The organism is Escherichia coli, assembly GCF_036503815.1.
Classification (GTDB): Bacteria; Pseudomonadota; Gammaproteobacteria; order Enterobacterales; family Enterobacteriaceae; genus Escherichia; species Escherichia coli_F.
The window spans coordinates 364,395-382,397 of the sequence record NZ_AP027764.1; the positions used below are offsets into that span (position 1 = coordinate 364,395).

Consider the following 18,003-nt stretch of genomic DNA (forward strand, 5'->3'; position numbering starts at 1 on the left):
GTAGTGACTACATTAACGCTTGTTTTAACAGCAGTAGGGTCTGTTTTACTGCTGCTGTTTTTAGTCATGAAGGCGCGTATGCACGCTTTCCTGGCTTTGATGGTGGTGTCTATGGGGGCTGGCCTTTTTTCTGGTATGCCGCTCGATAAAATCGCAGCGACGATGGAAAAAGGGATGGGAGGCACCCTCGGCTTCCTGGCGGTAGTTGTCGCCCTGGGAGCCATGTTTGGCAAGATCTTACATGAAACCGGCGCAGTCGATCAGATTGCCGTCAAAATGCTCAAATCCTTCGGTCACAGTCGTGCGCATTATGCCATTGGCCTTGCGGGTCTGGTCTGTGCGCTACCGCTGTTCTTTGAAGTGGCGATTGTTCTGCTGATTAGCGTTGCTTTCTCAATGGCGCGCCACACCGGTACGAACCTGGTGAAACTGGTAATCCCATTATTCGCAGGCGTGGCGGCAGCGGCGGCGTTCCTGGTGCCGGGGCCTGCGCCAATGCTATTGGCATCGCAGATGAACGCTGACTTTGGCTGGATGATCCTGATTGGCCTGTGTGCGGCAATCCCGGGAATGATTATTGCCGGGCCGCTGTGGGGTAATTTCATCAGCCGCTACGTGGAGCTGCATATTCCTGACGATATCAGCGAACCGCATCTCGGCGAAGGCAAAATGCCGTCCTTCGGATTCAGCCTGTCGCTGATCCTGCTGCCGCTGGTGCTGGTGGGGCTGAAAACCATTGCCGCGCGTTTTGTGCCGGAAGGCTCTACCGCTTACGAATGGTTCGAGTTTATCGGTCATCCGTTTACCGCAATTCTGGTCGCTTGCCTGGTAGCAATTTACGGCCTGGCGATGCGTCAGGGTATGCCGAAAGACAAAGTGATGGAGATTTGCGGTCACGCGCTGCAACCGGCGGGGATTATTCTGCTGGTGATTGGTGCAGGCGGCGTGTTCAAACAGGTGCTGGTTGACTCTGGCGTAGGTCCGGCGCTGGGCGAAGCGTTAACTGGCATGGGCCTGCCGATTGCCATCACCTGCTTCGTGCTGGCAGCTGCAGTGCGCATCATTCAGGGTTCTGCCACCGTTGCCTGTTTAACGGCGGTGGGACTAGTGATGCCGGTTATTGAACAACTGAACTACTCCGGTGCGCAAATGGCGGCGCTGTCGATTTGTATCGCCGGTGGTTCGATTGTTGTCAGCCACGTTAACGACGCCGGTTTCTGGTTGTTCGGTAAATTTACCGGCGCGACTGAAGCCGAAACGCTGAAAACCTGGACCATGATGGAAACCATCCTCGGTACTGTCGGTGCCATCGTTGGGATGATTGCGTTCCAGCTGTTGAGTTAATTACTGCGACAAATTACTGCGAGCTAGCTCGCAGTAATTCATTTCTCTTATCTCCTCTCTTCATCTTTTTGATCTCTCTCGCAAATTTACCTGCTAATAATCCGTTCTAATCACTGCCTAAAGATCGCAGGAGATAAAGATGGAAAAGCACGGAGCTGAATTGCTTTTACAGCGGATGTTAGGAAATACCACCGCTACTTTCAGGGAAGGGCAATGGGAAGCCATAGACGCGGTGGTGAACCAACGGCGAAAACTGCTGGTTGTCCAACGCACTGGCTGGGGGAAAAGTGCCGTGTACTTCATCGCCAGTAAAATCTTCCGCGATCGCGGCGCTGGCCCGACAATTATCATCTCTCCTTTGCTTGCCCTGATGCGTAACCAGGTTGCCGCCGCTGAACGGTTAGGTATTACGGCTGAAACGTTGAATTCTACAAACAGGGAAGAATGGCAGCGCATTAGCGATAAGTTGCTGCAAGGTGCGGTCGATTGCTTACTGGTTTCCCCGGAACGTTTGGCAAACCAGGACTTTATCGAAACGGTTTTATATCCTATAGCCGATCGTATTGGTTTGCTTGTGGTCGACGAGGCGCACTGCATCTCTGATTGGGGCCACGATTTTCGCCCGGATTACCGACGTATATTGGATATTTTGCGCCAACTGCCTGCGAATACCCCTGTTCTGGGTACAACCGCGACAGCGAATAACCGTGTCGTTGAGGATATCCGTCAGCAATTGGGTGACATTGTGATTCAGCGTGGAACGCTGGCTCGCGAAAGTTTGGCGCTTGATGCCTTAGTCTTAGGTGAACAGTCATCCCGTCTGGCATGGTTAGCAACGGTTATCCCTCAGTTTTCCAAATCGGGAATTGTTTATACCCTCACTACTCGCGATGCCGAACTTGTCGCCGAGTGGTTAAGGAAAAATGGTATCAGTGCATTTGCTTACTACAGCGGCGTGACTTGTGAAGGCGCGGAAGATTCTAATACTGCCAGGGAATATCTGGAGCAGGCGTTGCTGGCAAATAAAATTAAAGTTCTGGTCGCGACGACGGCGCTGGGAATGGGCTTTGACAAACCGGATTTGGGGTTTGTTATTCATTACCAGATGCCGGGGTCTATTGTCGGTTACTATCAACAGGTGGGGCGTGCCGGGCGTGCTATAGATTCCGCAGTTGGCATATTGCTTTGTGGTGGTGAAGACCTCGCTATTCATAAATTCTTCCGTGAAAGCGCCTTTCCTGCGGAGGCGCAAATTCATGAAATACTCAACGTACTTAGCGTGAATGACGGTCTTACCTTACGAGGCATTGAACAACGGACGAATCTCCGTTATGGGCAAATAGAAAAAGCACTGAAATTATTGGTAGCTGAAAATCCATCGCCTGTGGTGTATACCGAGAAATTATGGCGCAGAACAATTGTCAGTTTTTCTCCTGACCATGAACGAATTAACCATTTGATGAATCAGAGAAAAAGTGAGCTGGCAGACGTTGAAAGCTATATCACGACCAAGGAGTGCAAAATGCAATTTCTGCGCCGCGCACTCGATGAGCCAAGTGCCGAACGTTGTGGTAAATGTAGCAGTTGTCTTCAGCATCCGTTGTTGTCGCCCGACATTGATAGCGGCTTACTCCATGCGGCAAACTTATTTATTAAACACGCTGACCTGCCATTAAATCTCAATAAGCAGGTGGCAGCTGGGGCTTTTACGCAATACGGATTTAAAGGGAACTTGCCTGCGGGTTTACAAGGATCTACGGGGCGAATCCTTTCTCGTTGGGGAGATTCTGGGTGGGGAAAGCAGGTAGCACAGGAGAAAAAAACGGGGCGCTTCAGTGATGAGCTGGTGGAGGCATGTGCGGAAATGGTTCGCCAACGCTGGAATCCGCATCCTGAACCAACCTGGGTATGCTGCGTTCCTTCATTAAGGCACCTCGACCTGGTTCCTGATTTTGCCCGGCGACTGGCGGCGAAACTTGGCTTACCTTTTATTGATGCCATTGAAAAAGTCGTGGACAATCCACCGCAGAAAATGCAGCAAAACCGTTTTCACCAGTGTCAAAATCTCGACGGGGCGTTTGTGATTACCCCTCCTTTGATGCCAGGTCCGGCGTTGCTGGTTGACGATATCGTGGATTCTGCATGGACGCTGACAGTTCTGACAGCACTGTTACGCCAGGCAGGTTGCCCGACGGTTTATCCTCTTGCCCTTGCTTCTACCTCGGTAAAAAATTGATGAATCTTTCAGCCAATGCACAAGCAACTCTCCTGCTAACCAGCGATTTTTCTCGCGCGGCGGCGAGTGAGTATAAACCTCTTAGTAATAGTGAATGGGGGAAGTTTGCATTATGGCTGAAGCACCAACGTATTAGTCCCGCCGATCTTCTGGTGCCGCAACCGCAAGAGAAACTTACAGGCTGGAGCGATCCGCGTATTTCTCAGGAGCGTATTCTTGGCTTGCTGGCGCGTGGTCATAGTCTGGCGTTGGCGGTAGATAAGTGGCAACGCGCCGGTTTATGGATCTTAACCCGCGGAGATGCCGATTATCCCGTTCGCTTGAAAAACCGATTGCGAACGGATGCACCTCCCGTTTTATTTGGCTGCGGGAATAAAGCATTACTGCAAGCGGAAGGTATGGCGATTGTTGGCTCGCGAGATGCTCCGACTGACGATTTGCGCTATACCCAACAACTGGCAGCGAAACTGGCCCAACAGGGGATTTGCGTTATCTCTGGTGGTGCGCGAGGTATTGATGAATGTGCAATGGCGTCGGCACTGGAGGCCGGGGGAACTGCCGTTGGCGTATTAGCTGATAGCTTGTTAAAAACGAGCACGTTAGTGAAATGGCGTGAAGGGCTTATAGCAGGCAACCTGGTGTTGATTTCGCCGTTTTACCCAGAGGTTAGTTTCACTGTCGGCAATGCGATGGCGCGGAATAAATATATTTATTGCCTTGCTGAAAGCGCAATGGTTGTACGTGCGGGAATGACCGGTGGAACGATAACCGGGGCGATGGAAGCATTAAAACATCAGTGGCTGCCTGTGCAGGTTAAACCAAATCAGGATATGCAATCAGCCAATTCACGATTAGTAGAAAATGGGGCGTCATGGAGTACTGAACAGGCTGAGAATGTGACGTTCAGACTGCCAGACGTTACTGGGCTGATTTATGACAAAGCACTCCGTAACGCTCAACCAGAACTGTTTTCGCTGCATGAAGATGACACAAATTACGCAGTAATGCTCGCGCATACGCCTGTCGATTTTTATCAACTCTTTGTGGCAGAACTGGCGATCCTTGCAAAGGAATCGATAAGTATTGAAAGGCTGGCGTCTTGTACTGGTTTAACCATCGAACAAATTCGTGTGTGGCTGAACCGCGCAGAAGAAGAGGGAAGGGTTATTCGATTGGGCGAAGTTCATTATCAGTTCAGGTAATAAAACAGGTGCCGCGTCTGGTTGTGTGCAGCACCTGTTTGAACCTTATCCCTTCATCCACATTCGAATACCGTCGAGGAACATCTGGGTTGCCATCATCACCAGAATCAATCCCATCAGGCGTTCAAGTGCATTCACCCCTTTCTCGCCCAGCAGACGTAAAAATAGCGAAGACTGTAGCAGGATGACAAAGGTGCCACCCCAGGCCAGCAGCAGAGCAATTACCAGATGTCCCATCTGATTCGGGTACTGATGAGACAACAACATCAGCGTGGCGAGAATAGTCGGCCCGGCGACTAACGGAATTGCCAACGGCACGATAAACGGCTCTTCACCTGCCGGAAGCCCGCTGCTATTTCCTGAAGCACTGGGGAAAATCATCTTAATGGCGATCAGAAACAGAATGATGCCGCCAGAAATGGAGACGGTTTCTGCCCGCAGGCTAAGAAATGCCAGAATTTTCTCACCCGCAAACAGGAACACCAGCATCACCAGGAGAGCAATAAGCAACTCTCGCACCATGATTGCCCGCCGTCTTTTCGGTTCAGTATGTTTCAGTACGGACATGAAAATAGGTAGGTTTCCGAGCGGATCCATAATCAGGATCAATAAAACTGCTGCAGAAATGATTTCATTCATAACTCAAATTCCCTGATAATTGCCGCGGACTTTCTGCGTGCTAACAAAGCAGGATAAGTCGCATTACTGATGGCTTCGCTATCATTGATTAATTTCACTTGCGACTTTGGCTGCTTTTTGTATGGTGAAAGATGTGCCACGAGGAGACCGGCACATTTATACAGCACACATCTTTGCAGGAAAAAAACGCTTATGAAAAATGTTGGTTTTATCGGCTGGCGCGGTATGGTCGGCTCCGTTCTCATGCAACGCATGGTTGAAGAGCGCGACTTCGACGCCATTCGCCCTGTCTTCTTTTCTACTTCTCAGCTTGGCCAGGCTGCGCCGTCTTTTGGCGGAACCACTGGCACACTTCAGGATGCCTTTGATCTGGAGGCGCTAAAGGCCCTCGATATCATTGTGACCTGTCAGGGCGGCGATTATACCAACGAAATCTATCCAAAGCTTCGTGAAAGCGGATGGCAAGGTTACTGGATTGACGCAGCATCATCTCTGCGCATGAAAGATGACGCCATCATCATTCTTGACCCCGTCAATCAGGACGTTATTACCGACGGATTAAATAATGGCATCAGGACTTTTGTTGGCGGTAACTGTACCGTAAGCCTGATGTTGATGTCGTTGGGTGGTTTATTCGCCAATGATCTTGTTGATTGGGTGTCCGTTGCAACCTACCAGGCCGCTTCCGGCGGTGGTGCGCGACATATGCGTGAGTTATTAACCCAGATGGGCCATCTGTATGGCCATGTGGCAGATGAACTCGCGACCCCGTCCTCTGCTATTCTCGATATCGAACGCAAAGTCACAACCTTAACCCGTAGCGGTGAGCTGCCGGTGGATAACTTTGGCGTGCCGCTGGCGGGTAGCCTGATTCCGTGGATCGACAAACAGCTCGATAACGGTCAGAGCCGCGAAGAGTGGAAAGGGCAGGCGGAAACCAACAAGATCCTCAACACATCTTCCGTAATTCCGGTAGATGGTTTATGTGTGCGTGTCGGGGCATTGCGCTGCCACAGCCAGGCATTCACTATTAAATTGAAAAAAGATGTGTCTATTCCGACCGTGGAAGAACTGCTGGCTGCGCACAACCCGTGGGCGAAAGTCGTTCCGAACGATCGGGAAATCACTATGCGTGAGCTAACCCCAGCTGCCGTTACCGGCACGCTGACCACGCCGGTAGGCCGTCTGCGTAAGCTGAATATGGGGCCGGAGTTCCTGTCAGCCTTTACCGTGGGCGACCAGCTGCTGTGGGGGGCCGCGGAGCCGCTGCGTCGGATGCTTCGTCAACTGGCGTAATCTTTATTCATTAAATCTGGGGCGCGTTGCCGCCCCTGTTAGTGCGTAATACAGGAGTAAGCGCAGATGTTTCATGATTTACCGGGAGTTAAATAGAGCATTGGCTATTCTTTAAGGGTGGCGGAATACAAGAGTATTTACAGCCTTACCTGAAGTGAGGACGACGCAGAGAGGATGCACAGAGTGCTGCGCCGTTCAGGTCAAAAAAATGTCACAACCAGAAGTCAAAAATTCAGTTGGATGGGGTGACACAATAAAACAGGAAGACAAGCATGTCCGATCGTATCGATAGAGACGTGATTAACGCGCTAATTGCAGGCCATTTTGCGGATCCTTTTTCTGTACTGGGAATGCATAAAACCACCGCGGGACTGGAAGTCCGTGCCCTTTTACCCGACGCTACCGATGTGTGGGTGATTGAACCGAAAACCGGGCGCAAACTCGCAAAACTGGAGTGTCTCGACTCACGTGGATTCTTTAGCGGCGTCATTCCGCGGCGTAAGAATTTTTTCCGCTATCAGTTGGCTGTTGTCTGGCATGGTCAGCAAAACCTGATTGATGATCCTTACCGTTTTGGTCCGCTAATCCAGGAAATGGATGCCTGGCTATTATCTGAAGGTACGCATCTGCGCCCATATGAAACCTTAGGCGCGCATGCAGATACTATGGATGGCGTCACGGGTACGCGTTTTTCTGTCTGGGCTCCAAACGCCCGCCGGGTCTCGGTAGTCGGTCAATTCAACTACTGGGACGGTCGCCGTCACCCGATGCGCCTGCGTAAAGAGAGCGGCATCTGGGAACTGTTTATCCCTGGGGCGCATAACGGTCAGCTCTATAAATACGAGATGATTGATGCCAATGGCAACTTGCGTCTGAAGTCCGACCCTTATGCTTTCGAAGCGCAAATGCGCCCGGAAACCGCGTCTCTTATTTGCGGGCTGCCGGAAAAGGTTGTGCAGACTGAAGAGCGCAAAAAGGCGAATCAGTTTGATGCGCCAATCTCTATTTATGAAGTTCACCTGGGCTCCTGGCGTCGCCACACCGACAACAATTTCTGGTTGAGCTATCGCGAGCTGGCCGATCAACTGGTGCCTTATGCTAAATGGATGGGCTTTACCCACCTCGAACTGCTGCCCATTAACGAGCATCCGTTCGATGGTAGTTGGGGTTATCAGCCAACCGGCCTGTATGCGCCGACCCGCCGTTTTGGTACCCGCGACGACTTCCGTTATTTCATTGATGCCGCACACGCAGCTGGTCTGAACGTGATTCTCGACTGGGTACCAGGCCACTTCCCGACCGATGACTTTGCGCTTGCCGAATTTGATGGCACGAACTTGTATGAACACAGCGATCCGCGCGAAGGCTATCATCAGGACTGGAATACGCTGATCTACAACTATGGTCGCCGTGAAGTCAGTAACTTCCTTGTCGGTAATGCACTTTACTGGATCGAACGTTTTGGTATTGATGCGCTGCGCGTCGATGCTGTGGCATCAATGATTTATCGCGACTACAGCCGTAAAGAGGGGGAGTGGATCCCGAACGAATTTGGCGGGCGCGAGAATCTTGAAGCGATTGAATTCTTGCGTAATACCAACCGTATTCTTGGTGAGCAGGTTTCCGGTGCGGTGACAATGGCTGAGGAGTCTACCGATTTCCCTGGCGTTTCTCGTCCGCAGGACATGGGCGGTCTGGGCTTCTGGTACAAGTGGAACCTAGGCTGGATGCATGACACCCTGGACTACATGAAGCTCGACCCGGTTTATCGTCAGTATCATCACGGTAAGCTCACCTTTGGGATGCTCTACAACTACACTGAAAACTTCGTCCTGCCGTTGTCGCATGATGAAGTGGTCCACGGTAAAAAATCGATTCTCGACCGGATGCCAGGCGACGCATGGCAGAAATTCGCTAACCTGCGCGCGTACTATGGCTGGATGTGGGCATTCCCGGGCAAGAAACTGCTGTTCATGGGGAACGAATTTGCCCAGGGCCGCGAGTGGAACCATGACGCCAGCCTCGACTGGCATCTGCTGGAAGGCGGCGATAACTGGCACCACGGTGTCCAGCGTCTGGTGCGCGATCTGAACCACACCTACCGCCACCATAAAGCAATGCATGAACTGGATTTTGACCCGTATGGCTTTGAATGGCTGGTGGTGGATGACAAAGAACGCTCGGTGCTGATCTTTGTTCGCCGCGACAAAGCCGGGAATGAAATCATCGTTGCCAGTAACTTTACTCCGGTGCCGCGTCATGATTATCGCTTCGGCATTAACCAGCCGGGTAAATGGCGTGAGATCCTCAATACCGATTCCATGCACTATCACGGCAGTAATGCAGGCAATGGCGGCACGGTACACAGCGATGAGATTGCCAGCCACGGTCGTCAGCATTCACTAAGCCTGACACTACCACCGCTGGCCACTATCTGGCTGGTTCGGGAGGCAGAATGACACAACTCGCCATTGGCAAACCCGCCCCCCTCGGCGCGCATTACGACGGTCAGGGCGTCAACTTCACACTTTTCTCCGCTCATGCCGAGCGGGTAGAACTGTGTATCTTTGACGCCAATGGCCAGGAACATCGCTATGACTTGCCAGGGCACAGTGGCGACATTTGGCACGGTTATCTGCCGGATGCGCGTCCGGGTTTGCGTTATGGTTATCGCGTTCATGGCCCCTGGCGACCCGCCGAGGGACATCGCTTTAACCCGGCGAAGTTGTTGATTGATCCTTGCGCGCGGCAAATTGACGGGGAGTTTAAAGATAACCCGCTGCTGCACGCAGGTCATAATGAACCTGACTATCGCGACAACGCCGCCATTGCGCCGAAATGTGTAGTGGTGGTTGATCACTATGACTGGGAGGATGATGCCCCGCCGCGCACGCCGTGGGGCAGCACTATCATTTATGAAGCCCATGTCAAAGGATTAACGTATCTGCACCCGGAGATCCCCGTCGATATCCGCGGCACTTATAAAGCCCTGGGGCATCCGGTGATGATCAACTATTTGAAACAGTTGGGCATTACTGCGCTGGAGTTGCTGCCGGTGGCACAATTTGCCAGCGAACCACGCCTGCAACGTATGGGGTTAAGTAACTACTGGGGCTATAACCCGGTAGCGATGTTTGCGCTGCATCCGGCGTATGCCTGCTCGCCAGAAACGGCGCTGAATGAGTTTCGCGATGCAATCAAAGCACTGCATAAAGCGGGTATCGAAGTCATTCTTGATATCGTGCTTAACCATAGTGCGGAACTGGACCTCGACGGTCCGTTATTCTCTCTGCGTGGGATCGACAACCGTAGCTATTATTGGATAAGAGAAGACGGTGATTATCACAATTGGACAGGCTGTGGCAACACGCTTAATTTGAGTCATCCGGCGGTGGTGGATTATGCCAGCGCCTGCCTGCGTTATTGGGTAGAAACCTTCCACGTCGATGGTTTCCGTTTTGATCTGGCGGCAGTCATGGGCCGTACGCCTGAGTTCCGTCAGGATGCTCCGTTGTTTACCGCAATTCAGAACTGCCCGGTGCTCTCGCAGGTGAAGTTAATTGCCGAACCGTGGGATATTGCGCCTGGTGGTTATCAGGTGGGAAATTTCCCGCCACTGTTTGCTGAGTGGAACGATCATTTCCGCGATGCTGCCCGTCGTTTCTGGCTGCATTATGATTTGCCTCTGGGGGCGTTTGCCGGGCGTTTTGCTGCCTCCAGCGATGTTTTTAAACGTAATGGTCGTCTGCCGAGTGCCGCGATTAATCTCGTCACCGCGCATGACGGTTTTACGCTTCGCGACTGCGTTTGCTTCAACCATAAACACAATGAAGCAAACGGAGAAGAAAATCGCGACGGGACCAACAACAATTACAGTAACAATCATGGTAAAGAAGGATTAGGCGGTACTCTTGACCTGGTTGAACGGCGGCGCGACAGCATTCACGCCCTGTTAACAACGTTGTTGCTCTCCCAGGGTACGCCGATGTTACTGGCCGGTGACGAACATGGTCATAGCCAGCATGGCAATAACAATGCCTACTGTCAGGATAATCAATTAACCTGGTTGGACTGGTCGCAGGCAAGCAGTGGTTTAACCGCATTTACCGCCGCGTTAATCCATCTGCGCAAGCGCATTCCCGCTTTGGTGGAGAATCGCTGGTGGGAAGAAGGCGACGGCAATGTCCGTTGGCTAAATCGATATGCTCAACCTTTAAGCACGGATGAGTGGCAAAACGGGCCGAAACAGCTGCAAATTCTGCTCTCGGATCGCTTTTTGATCGCAATTAACGCCACGCTTGAGGTAACAGAGATTGTTTTACCTGCTGGGGAGTGGCACGCCATTCCCCCATTCGCTGGAGAGGATAATCCAGTGATTACGGCTGTCTGGCAGGGACCTGCACACGGATTGTGTGTGTTCCAGAGATGATAAAAAAGGAGTTAGTCATGGTTAGTTTAGAGAAGAACGATCACTTAATGTTGGCGCGCCAGCTGCCATTGAAATCTGTTGCCCTGATACTGGCGGGAGGACGTGGTACCCGCCTGAAGGATTTAACCAATAAGCGAGCAAAACCGGCCGTACACTTCGGCGGTAAGTTCCGCATTATCGACTTTGCACTGTCTAACTGCATCAACTCCGGGATCCGTCGTATGGGCGTGATCACCCAGTACCAGTCCCATACTCTGGTGCAGCACATTCAGCGCGGCTGGTCATTCTTCAATGAAGAAATGAACGAGTTTGTCGATCTGTTGCCAGCGCAGCAGAGAATGAAAGGGGAAAACTGGTATCGCGGCACCGCAGATGCGGTCACGCAAAACCTCGACATTATTCGCCGTTACAAAGCGGAATATGTGGTGATCCTGGCGGGCGACCATATCTACAAGCAAGACTACTCGCGTATGCTTATCGACCACGTCGAAAAAGGCGCACGTTGCACCGTCGCTTGTATGCCTGTACCGATTGAAGAAGCCTCCGCATTTGGCGTTATGGCGGTTGATGAGAACGATAAAATTATCGAATTCGTTGAAAAACCCGCTAACCCGCCGTCAATGCCGAACGATCCGAGCAAATCTCTGGCGAGCATGGGTATCTACGTCTTTGACGCAGACTATCTGTATGAACTGCTGGAAGAAGACGATCGCGATGAGAACTCCAGCCACGACTTTGGTAAAGATTTGATTCCCAAAATCACCGAAGCCGGTCTGGCCTATGCGCACCCGTTCCCGCTCTCTTGTGTACAATCCGACCCGGATGCCGAGCCGTACTGGCGCGATGTGGGTACGCTTGAAGCTTACTGGAAAGCGAACCTCGATCTGGCATCAGTGGTGCCGGAACTGGATATGTACGATCGCAATTGGCCAATTCGCACCTACAATGAATCATTACCGCCAGCGAAATTCGTGCAAGATCGCTCCGGTAGCCACGGGATGACCCTTAACTCACTGGTTTCCGGCGGTTGTGTGATCTCCGGTTCGGTGGTGGTGCAGTCCGTTCTGTTCTCGCGCGTTCGCGTGAATTCATTCTGCAACATTGATTCCGCCGTATTGTTACCGGAAGTATGGGTAGGTCGCTCGTGCCGTCTGCGCCGCTGCGTCATTGATCGTGCTTGTGTTATTCCGGAAGGCATGGTGATTGGTGAAAACGCAGAGGAAGATGCACGTCGTTTCTATCGTTCAGAAGAAGGCATCGTGCTGGTAACGCGCGAAATGCTACGGAAGTTAGGGCATAAACAGGAGCGATAATGCAGGTTTTACATGTATGTTCAGAGATGTTCCCGCTGCTTAAAACCGGCGGTCTGGCTGATGTTATTGGGGCATTACCCGCAGCACAAATCGCAGACGGCGTTGACGCTCGCGTACTGTTGCCTGCATTTCCCGATATTCGCCGTGGCGTAACCGATGCGCAGGTGGTATCTCGCCGTGATACCTTCGCAGGGCATATCACGCTGTTGTTCGGCCATTACAACGGGGTTGGCATTTACCTGATTGACGCGCCGCATCTCTATGATCGTCCGGGAAGCCCGTATCACGATACCAACTTATTTGCCTACACTGACAACGTATTGCGTTTTGCGCTGTTGGGGTGGGTTGGGGCAGAAATGGCCAGCGGGCTTGACCCATTCTGGCGCCCTGATGTGGTGCATGCGCACGACTGGCATGCGGGCCTTGCGCCTGCGTATCTGGCGGCGCGCGGGCGTCCGGCGAAGTCGGTGTTTACTGTGCACAACCTGGCCTATCAAGGCATGTTTTATGCACATCACATGAATGACATTCAATTGCCATGGTCATTCTTTAATATTCATGGGCTGGAATTCAACGGACAAATCTCTTTCCTGAAGGCTGGTCTGTACTATGCCGATCATATTACGGCGGTCAGCCCGACCTACGCTCGCGAGATCACCGAACCGCAGTTTGCCTACGGTATGGAAGGTCTGTTGCAGCAGCGTCACCGTGAAGGGCGTCTTTCCGGCGTACTAAACGGCGTGGATGAAAAAATCTGGAGTCCAGAGACGGACTTACTGTTGGCCTCGCGTTACACCCGCGATACGTTGGAAGATAAAGCGGAGAATAAGCGCCAGTTACAAATCGCAATGGGGCTTAAGGTTGACGATAAAGTGCCGCTTTTTGCAGTGGTGAGCCGTCTGACCAGCCAGAAAGGTCTCGACCTGGTGCTGGAAGCCTTACCAGGCCTTCTGGAGCAGGGCGGACAGCTGGCGCTACTCGGCGCGGGTGATCCGGTGCTGCAGGAAGGTTTCCTTGCCGCGGCCGCGGAATATCCCGGACAAGTGGGCGTTCAGATTGGCTATCACGAAGCATTTTCGCATCGCATTATGGGCGGCGCGGACGTCATTCTGGTGCCCAGCCGTTTTGAACCGTGCGGCTTAACGCAACTTTATGGATTGAAGTACGGTACGCTGCCATTAGTGCGGCGCACCGGTGGGCTTGCTGATACGGTTTCTGACTGTTCTCTTGAGAACCTTGCAGATGGCGTCGCCAGTGGGTTTGTCTTTGAAGATAGTAATGCCTGGTCGCTGTTACGGGCTATTCGACGTGCTTTTGTACTGTGGTCCCGTCCTTCACTGTGGCGGTTTGTGCAACGTCAGGCTATGGCAATGGATTTTAGCTGGCAGGTCGCGGCGAAGTCGTACCGTGAGCTTTACTATCGCTTGAAATAGTTTTCAGGAAACGCCTATATGAATGCTCCGTTTACATATTCATCGCCCACGCTTAGCGTAGAAGCTCTTAAGCATTCTATCGCTTACAAGCTGATGTTTACGATTGGCAAGGACCCGGTCGTCGCCAATAAACATGAATGGCTGAACGCAACATTATTTGCTGTGCGCGATCGTCTCGTGGAGCGCTGGTTACGTTCAAACCGTGCCCAGTTGTCGCAAGAAACGCGTCAGGTTTACTACCTGTCGATGGAATTTTTGATTGGCCGTACGCTTTCCAACGCCATGTTGTCGCTAGGAATTTACGAAGATGTACAGGGCGCACTGGAAGCGATGGGATTAAATCTCGAAGAGCTGATTGATGAAGAAAATGACCCGGGCCTCGGTAACGGTGGTCTGGGACGTCTGGCGGCTTGCTTCCTCGATTCTCTGGCGACGTTAGGGTTGCCGGGGCGTGGTTACGGTATCCGTTATGACTACGGTATGTTCAAGCAGAACATCGTTAACGGTAGCCAGAAAGAGTCGCCAGACTACTGGCTGGAATACGGTAATCCGTGGGAATTCAAACGCCACAACACGCGCTATAAAGTCCGTTTTGGTGGTCGCATTCAGCAGGAAGGTAAAAAAACGCGCTGGATCGAAACCGAAGAGATTCTGGGAGTGGCTTACGATCAGATTATCCCAGGTTACGACACCGACGCGACCAACACGCTGCGTTTGTGGAGTGCGCAAGCCAGTAGCGAAATTAACCTCGGTAAATTCAACCAGGGTGACTACTTCGCGGCAGTGGAAGATAAAAACCACTCCGAAAACGTATCCCGCGTACTGTATCCGGACGACTCCACCTACTCCGGGCGTGAACTGCGTCTGCGTCAGGAATATTTCCTGGTTTCTTCGACCATCCAGGACATTTTAAGTCGCCATTATCAGTTGCATAAAACCTACGATAACTTGGCGGATAAAATCGCGATTCACCTCAACGACACCCACCCGGTGTTGTCGATTCCTGAGATGATGCGTCTGCTGATTGATGAGCATCAATTTAGCTGGGACGACGCATTTGAAGTGTGTTGTCAGGTCTTCTCCTACACCAACCACACGCTAATGAGCGAGGCGCTGGAAACCTGGCCGGTTGATATGCTGGGTAAAATTCTGCCGCGTCACCTGCAGATCATCTTTGAAATTAACGACTATTTCCTGAAAACCTTACAGGAACAGTATCCGAACGATACCGACCTGCTGGGACGGGCGTCGATCATTGATGAATCCAACGGTCGTCGCGTGCGTATGGCCTGGCTGGCGGTTGTGGTGAGCCACAAGGTTAACGGTGTATCAGAATTACACTCTAACCTGATGGTGCAGTCGCTGTTTGCTGATTTTGCGAAAATCTTCCCTGGACGTTTTACCAATGTCACCAATGGTGTGACCCCGCGTCGCTGGTTAGCGGTAGCGAACCCATCGCTTTCAGCTGTGCTGGACGAACACCTGGGCCGTAACTGGCGCACCGACCTTAGCCTGCTTAATGAGCTGCAACAACACTGTGATTTCCCAATGGTTAATCACGCGGTGCATCAGGCGAAGCTGGAGAACAAAAAGCGTCTGGCGGAGTATATCGCCCAGCAGCTGAATGTGGTGGTAAATCCGAAAGCGCTGTTCGATGTGCAAATCAAACGTATTCACGAATACAAACGTCAATTGATGAATGTGTTGCACGTGATCACCCGCTATAACCGCATCAAGGCCGACCCGGATGCGAAGTGGGTACCGCGCGTGAATATTTTTGGCGGTAAGGCGGCTTCAGCCTATTACATGGCGAAGCACATTATCCATTTGATCAATGACGTAGCGAAAGTGATCAACAACGATCCGCAGATTGGCGACAAGCTGAAAGTCGTGTTCATCCCGAACTACAGCGTTAGCCTGGCACAGTTGATCATTCCGGCGGCCGATCTATCTGAACAGATTTCTCTGGCAGGGACGGAAGCTTCCGGCACCAGTAATATGAAGTTTGCACTTAACGGTGCGCTGACTATCGGTACCCTGGACGGTGCGAACGTCGAGATGCTGGATCATGTCGGTGCTGACAATATCTTTATCTTTGGTAACACGGCGGAAGAAGTTGAAGAACTGCGTCGTCAGGGCTACAAACCGCGTGAATACTACGAGAAAGATGAGGAGCTGCATCAGGTGCTGACGCAAATCGGCAGCGGTGTATTCAGTCCGGAAGATCCGGGGCGCTATCGCGATCTGGTTGATTCGTTGATCAACTTCGGCGATCACTACCAGGTACTGGCGGATTATCGCAGCTATGTCGATTGTCAGGATAAAGTCGACGAACTTTACGAGCTTCAGGAAGAGTGGACCGCAAAAGCGATGCTGAACATTGCCAATATGGGCTACTTCTCTTCAGACCGTACAATCAAAGAGTACGCTGATCATATCTGGCATATTGATCCAGTGAGATTGTAAGTTCACTAAAAAATAGAACGGGGCCAAATCGGTCCCGTTTTTTTTCGCCTTTATTTCGGAGAAGTGTCCAGAGGGGCAAGGGGACTCGGGGGAGTATAATTTCGCCATTCAGAAAGAATGGAAAGAATAATGCAAAACAGAAAATGGATTTTGACCTCGCTGATAATGACTTTTTTCGGCATCCCCATACTGGCGCAATTTTTGGCAGCGGTTATTGCCATGCTGGGGGCCGGGCTTGCCGCTATTCTTGAGGTTTGCAATTTTCTCTTTACGCCAACAATTTATCTTCTACTCAACGTCTTTATGCTGATGCTGGGGGCGATAATTCTATTTTTCTCTGGTCGCTTGTGGGCCGGTGATAGCGCACCAGAAAACAGAGAAATAGCCGTCTGGCGGCAATGCTTTTTTCTTTTACCTGCACTGTTAACTCTGGTTGGCTGGATAATCACGCTACATCTGGCAGATTATCAATTTCGCCAAATGGGAGCAGGTTGGTTGGCAGAGCTTATGCTCCCCTGGCTGGGAGTTTTGTTAGTCTCATTAGTCGGAGGTGAGTTCTGGTGGATAGTCATTATACCCGTTGGTGCGCATATTAGTTTTTCGCTGGGGTATGGCTGGCCGACCAGATATCCTTTAACCGGCACGTACGGGTTACGTTGCCGTAATTCCCTCCTGTTTATCCTTCTCATGCTTGGTTTTATCGCTGGTTATCAGGCTTATTTATATAAACAGATTAATCCCGGCGTCGGTGTGCGTGAAAATATTGATACCTGGGCCTGGCGACCCGATAAACTCAATAATCAACTGACGCCACTGCGTGGTAAACCGCAAATTCAGTTTACACAAAACTGGCCGCGACTCGATGGTGCTACGGCGGCGTACCCAATTTATGCTTCTGCCTTTTATGCGTTGAGCGTTATACCGGAAGATTTCCACACCTGGGAATATCTGGAGAACTCTCGTACCCCCGATGCATATAACAGGATTGTTAAAGGTGATGCCGATATTATTTTTGTGGCGCAACCTTCCGGTGGGCAGAAAAAACGCGCAGAGGAATCGGGCGTCACTTTGAACTACACTCCTTTCGCCCGTGAAGCATTCGTTTTCATCGTCAATGCGGATAACCCGGTTAATTCCCTGACTGACCAACAGGTGCGTGACATCTTCAGTGGCGCAATTACCAACTGGCGTACTGTTGGCGGTAACGATCAGGAGATCCAGACCTGGCAACGCCCGGAAGACTCTGGCAGCCAGACAGTGATGCAATCGCAGGTCATGAAAAATGTCCGCATGATCTCGCCGCAGGAAACCGAAGTGGCAAGCATGATGGAGGGAATGATTAAAGTTGTTGCCGAATACCGTAATACAAACAACTCAATAGGCTACACCTTCCGCTATTACGCAACACAAATGAACGCTGACAAGAATATCAAATTAGTAGCGATTAACGGTATTGCACCGACTGCGGAAAATATTCGTAACGGCAAATATCCGTATATCGTCGATGCCTTTATGGTAACGCGGGAAAATACTACGTCAGAAACACAAAAACTGGTCGAATGGTTTTTAACGCCGCAGGGGCAGAGTCTGGTGGAAGATGTGGGTTATGTACCGTTGCATACAACAATGAAATAACTTTTGAGAG

11 protein-coding genes are annotated in these 18,003 nt (G+C 51.4%); 10 read left to right on the top strand and 1 reads right to left on the bottom strand.

Annotation, left to right across the window (positions count from 1 at the left end):
• Nucleotides 1-3 precede the first annotated feature (3 nt).
• The 3 genes from gntU (at nucleotide 4) to AABJ99_RS01675 (ending at nucleotide 4,782) form a co-directional block, all read left to right on the top strand.
• On the top strand, nucleotides 4-1,344 hold the full coding sequence (gene gntU, locus AABJ99_RS01665; RefSeq protein WP_000210111.1) for a gluconate transporter: 1,341 nt from the start codon (nucleotides 4-6) through the stop codon (nucleotides 1,342-1,344).
• A gap of 139 nt (nucleotides 1,345-1,483) precedes the next feature.
• A complete protein-coding gene (locus tag AABJ99_RS01670) occupies nucleotides 1,484-3,580 on the top strand; it encodes a RecQ family ATP-dependent DNA helicase (protein WP_039020633.1) in 2,097 nt (698 codons plus the stop codon).
• A complete protein-coding gene (locus AABJ99_RS01675) occupies nucleotides 3,487-4,782 on the top strand; it encodes a DNA-processing protein DprA (RefSeq protein ID WP_148936333.1) in 1,296 nt (431 codons plus the stop codon). The genes AABJ99_RS01670 and AABJ99_RS01675 overlap by 94 nt, the downstream gene beginning before the upstream one ends.
• A 45-nt stretch (nucleotides 4,783-4,827) precedes the next feature.
• Here AABJ99_RS01675 and yhgN read toward each other — a convergent pair whose 3' ends face one another.
• A complete protein-coding gene (gene yhgN / locus AABJ99_RS01680; protein WP_001002544.1) occupies nucleotides 4,828-5,421 on the bottom strand; it encodes an NAAT family transporter YhgN in 594 nt (197 codons plus the stop codon).
• Between the two features lie 192 nt (nucleotides 5,422-5,613).
• Here yhgN and asd point away from each other — a divergent pair, with 192 nt between their 5' ends.
• The 7 genes from asd (at nucleotide 5,614) to AABJ99_RS01720 (ending at nucleotide 17,993) form a co-directional block, all read left to right on the top strand.
• A complete protein-coding gene (gene asd / locus AABJ99_RS01685) occupies nucleotides 5,614-6,717 on the top strand; it encodes an aspartate-semialdehyde dehydrogenase (RefSeq protein ID WP_000799956.1) in 1,104 nt (367 codons plus the stop codon).
• A 272-nt stretch (nucleotides 6,718-6,989) separates the two neighbouring features.
• Nucleotides 6,990-9,176: a 1,4-alpha-glucan branching enzyme gene (gene glgB / locus AABJ99_RS01695; RefSeq protein ID WP_039020631.1), complete on the top strand. Its 2,187-nt coding sequence runs from the start codon at nucleotides 6,990-6,992 to the stop codon at nucleotides 9,174-9,176.
• Nucleotides 9,173-11,146 carry a glycogen debranching protein GlgX gene (gene glgX / locus AABJ99_RS01700; protein WP_039020630.1) on the top strand — a complete coding sequence of 658 codons (1,974 nt, stop codon included), beginning with the start codon at nucleotides 9,173-9,175 and terminating at the stop codon, nucleotides 11,144-11,146. Before glgB ends, glgX begins: the two co-directional genes overlap by 4 nt.
• A gap of 17 nt (nucleotides 11,147-11,163) precedes the next feature.
• Nucleotides 11,164-12,459, top strand: a complete 1,296-nt coding sequence (glgC, locus tag AABJ99_RS01705; protein WP_000253975.1) for a glucose-1-phosphate adenylyltransferase — start codon at nucleotides 11,164-11,166, stop codon at nucleotides 12,457-12,459.
• The gene (gene glgA / locus AABJ99_RS01710; RefSeq protein ID WP_001197646.1) at nucleotides 12,459-13,892 is read left to right on the top strand and encodes a glycogen synthase GlgA; all 1,434 of its coding nucleotides are present in this window, start codon (nucleotides 12,459-12,461) and stop codon (nucleotides 13,890-13,892) included. The genes glgC and glgA overlap by 1 nt, the downstream gene beginning before the upstream one ends.
• 18 nt (nucleotides 13,893-13,910) lie before the next feature.
• Nucleotides 13,911-16,358 (top strand): glycogen phosphorylase, encoded by a 2,448-nt coding sequence (gene glgP / locus AABJ99_RS01715; RefSeq protein WP_000993449.1) that lies wholly within the window; start codon nucleotides 13,911-13,913, stop codon nucleotides 16,356-16,358.
• Nucleotides 16,359-16,484: 126 nt separating this feature from the next.
• Nucleotides 16,485-17,993: a PstS family phosphate ABC transporter substrate-binding protein gene (locus tag AABJ99_RS01720; RefSeq protein ID WP_148936335.1), complete on the top strand. Its 1,509-nt coding sequence runs from the start codon at nucleotides 16,485-16,487 to the stop codon at nucleotides 17,991-17,993.
• Nucleotides 17,994-18,003 lie beyond the last annotated feature (10 nt).

Coding starts and splice junctions, on each gene's coding strand:
- AABJ99_RS01670 (WP_039020633.1), top strand. CDS start 1,484: ATGGAAAAGCACGGAGCTGAATTGCTTTTACAGCGGATGTTAGGAAAT.
- AABJ99_RS01675 (WP_148936333.1), top strand. CDS start 3,487: ATGGACGCTGACAGTTCTGACAGCACTGTTACGCCAGGCAGGTTGCCC.
- yhgN (WP_001002544.1), bottom strand. CDS start 5,421: ATGAATGAAATCATTTCTGCAGCAGTTTTATTGATCCTGATTATGGAT.
- asd (WP_000799956.1), top strand. CDS start 5,614: ATGAAAAATGTTGGTTTTATCGGCTGGCGCGGTATGGTCGGCTCCGTT.
- glgB (WP_039020631.1), top strand. CDS start 6,990: ATGTCCGATCGTATCGATAGAGACGTGATTAACGCGCTAATTGCAGGC.
- glgX (WP_039020630.1), top strand. CDS start 9,173: ATGACACAACTCGCCATTGGCAAACCCGCCCCCCTCGGCGCGCATTAC.
- glgC (WP_000253975.1), top strand. CDS start 11,164: ATGGTTAGTTTAGAGAAGAACGATCACTTAATGTTGGCGCGCCAGCTG.
- glgA (WP_001197646.1), top strand. CDS start 12,459: ATGCAGGTTTTACATGTATGTTCAGAGATGTTCCCGCTGCTTAAAACC.
- glgP (WP_000993449.1), top strand. CDS start 13,911: ATGAATGCTCCGTTTACATATTCATCGCCCACGCTTAGCGTAGAAGCT.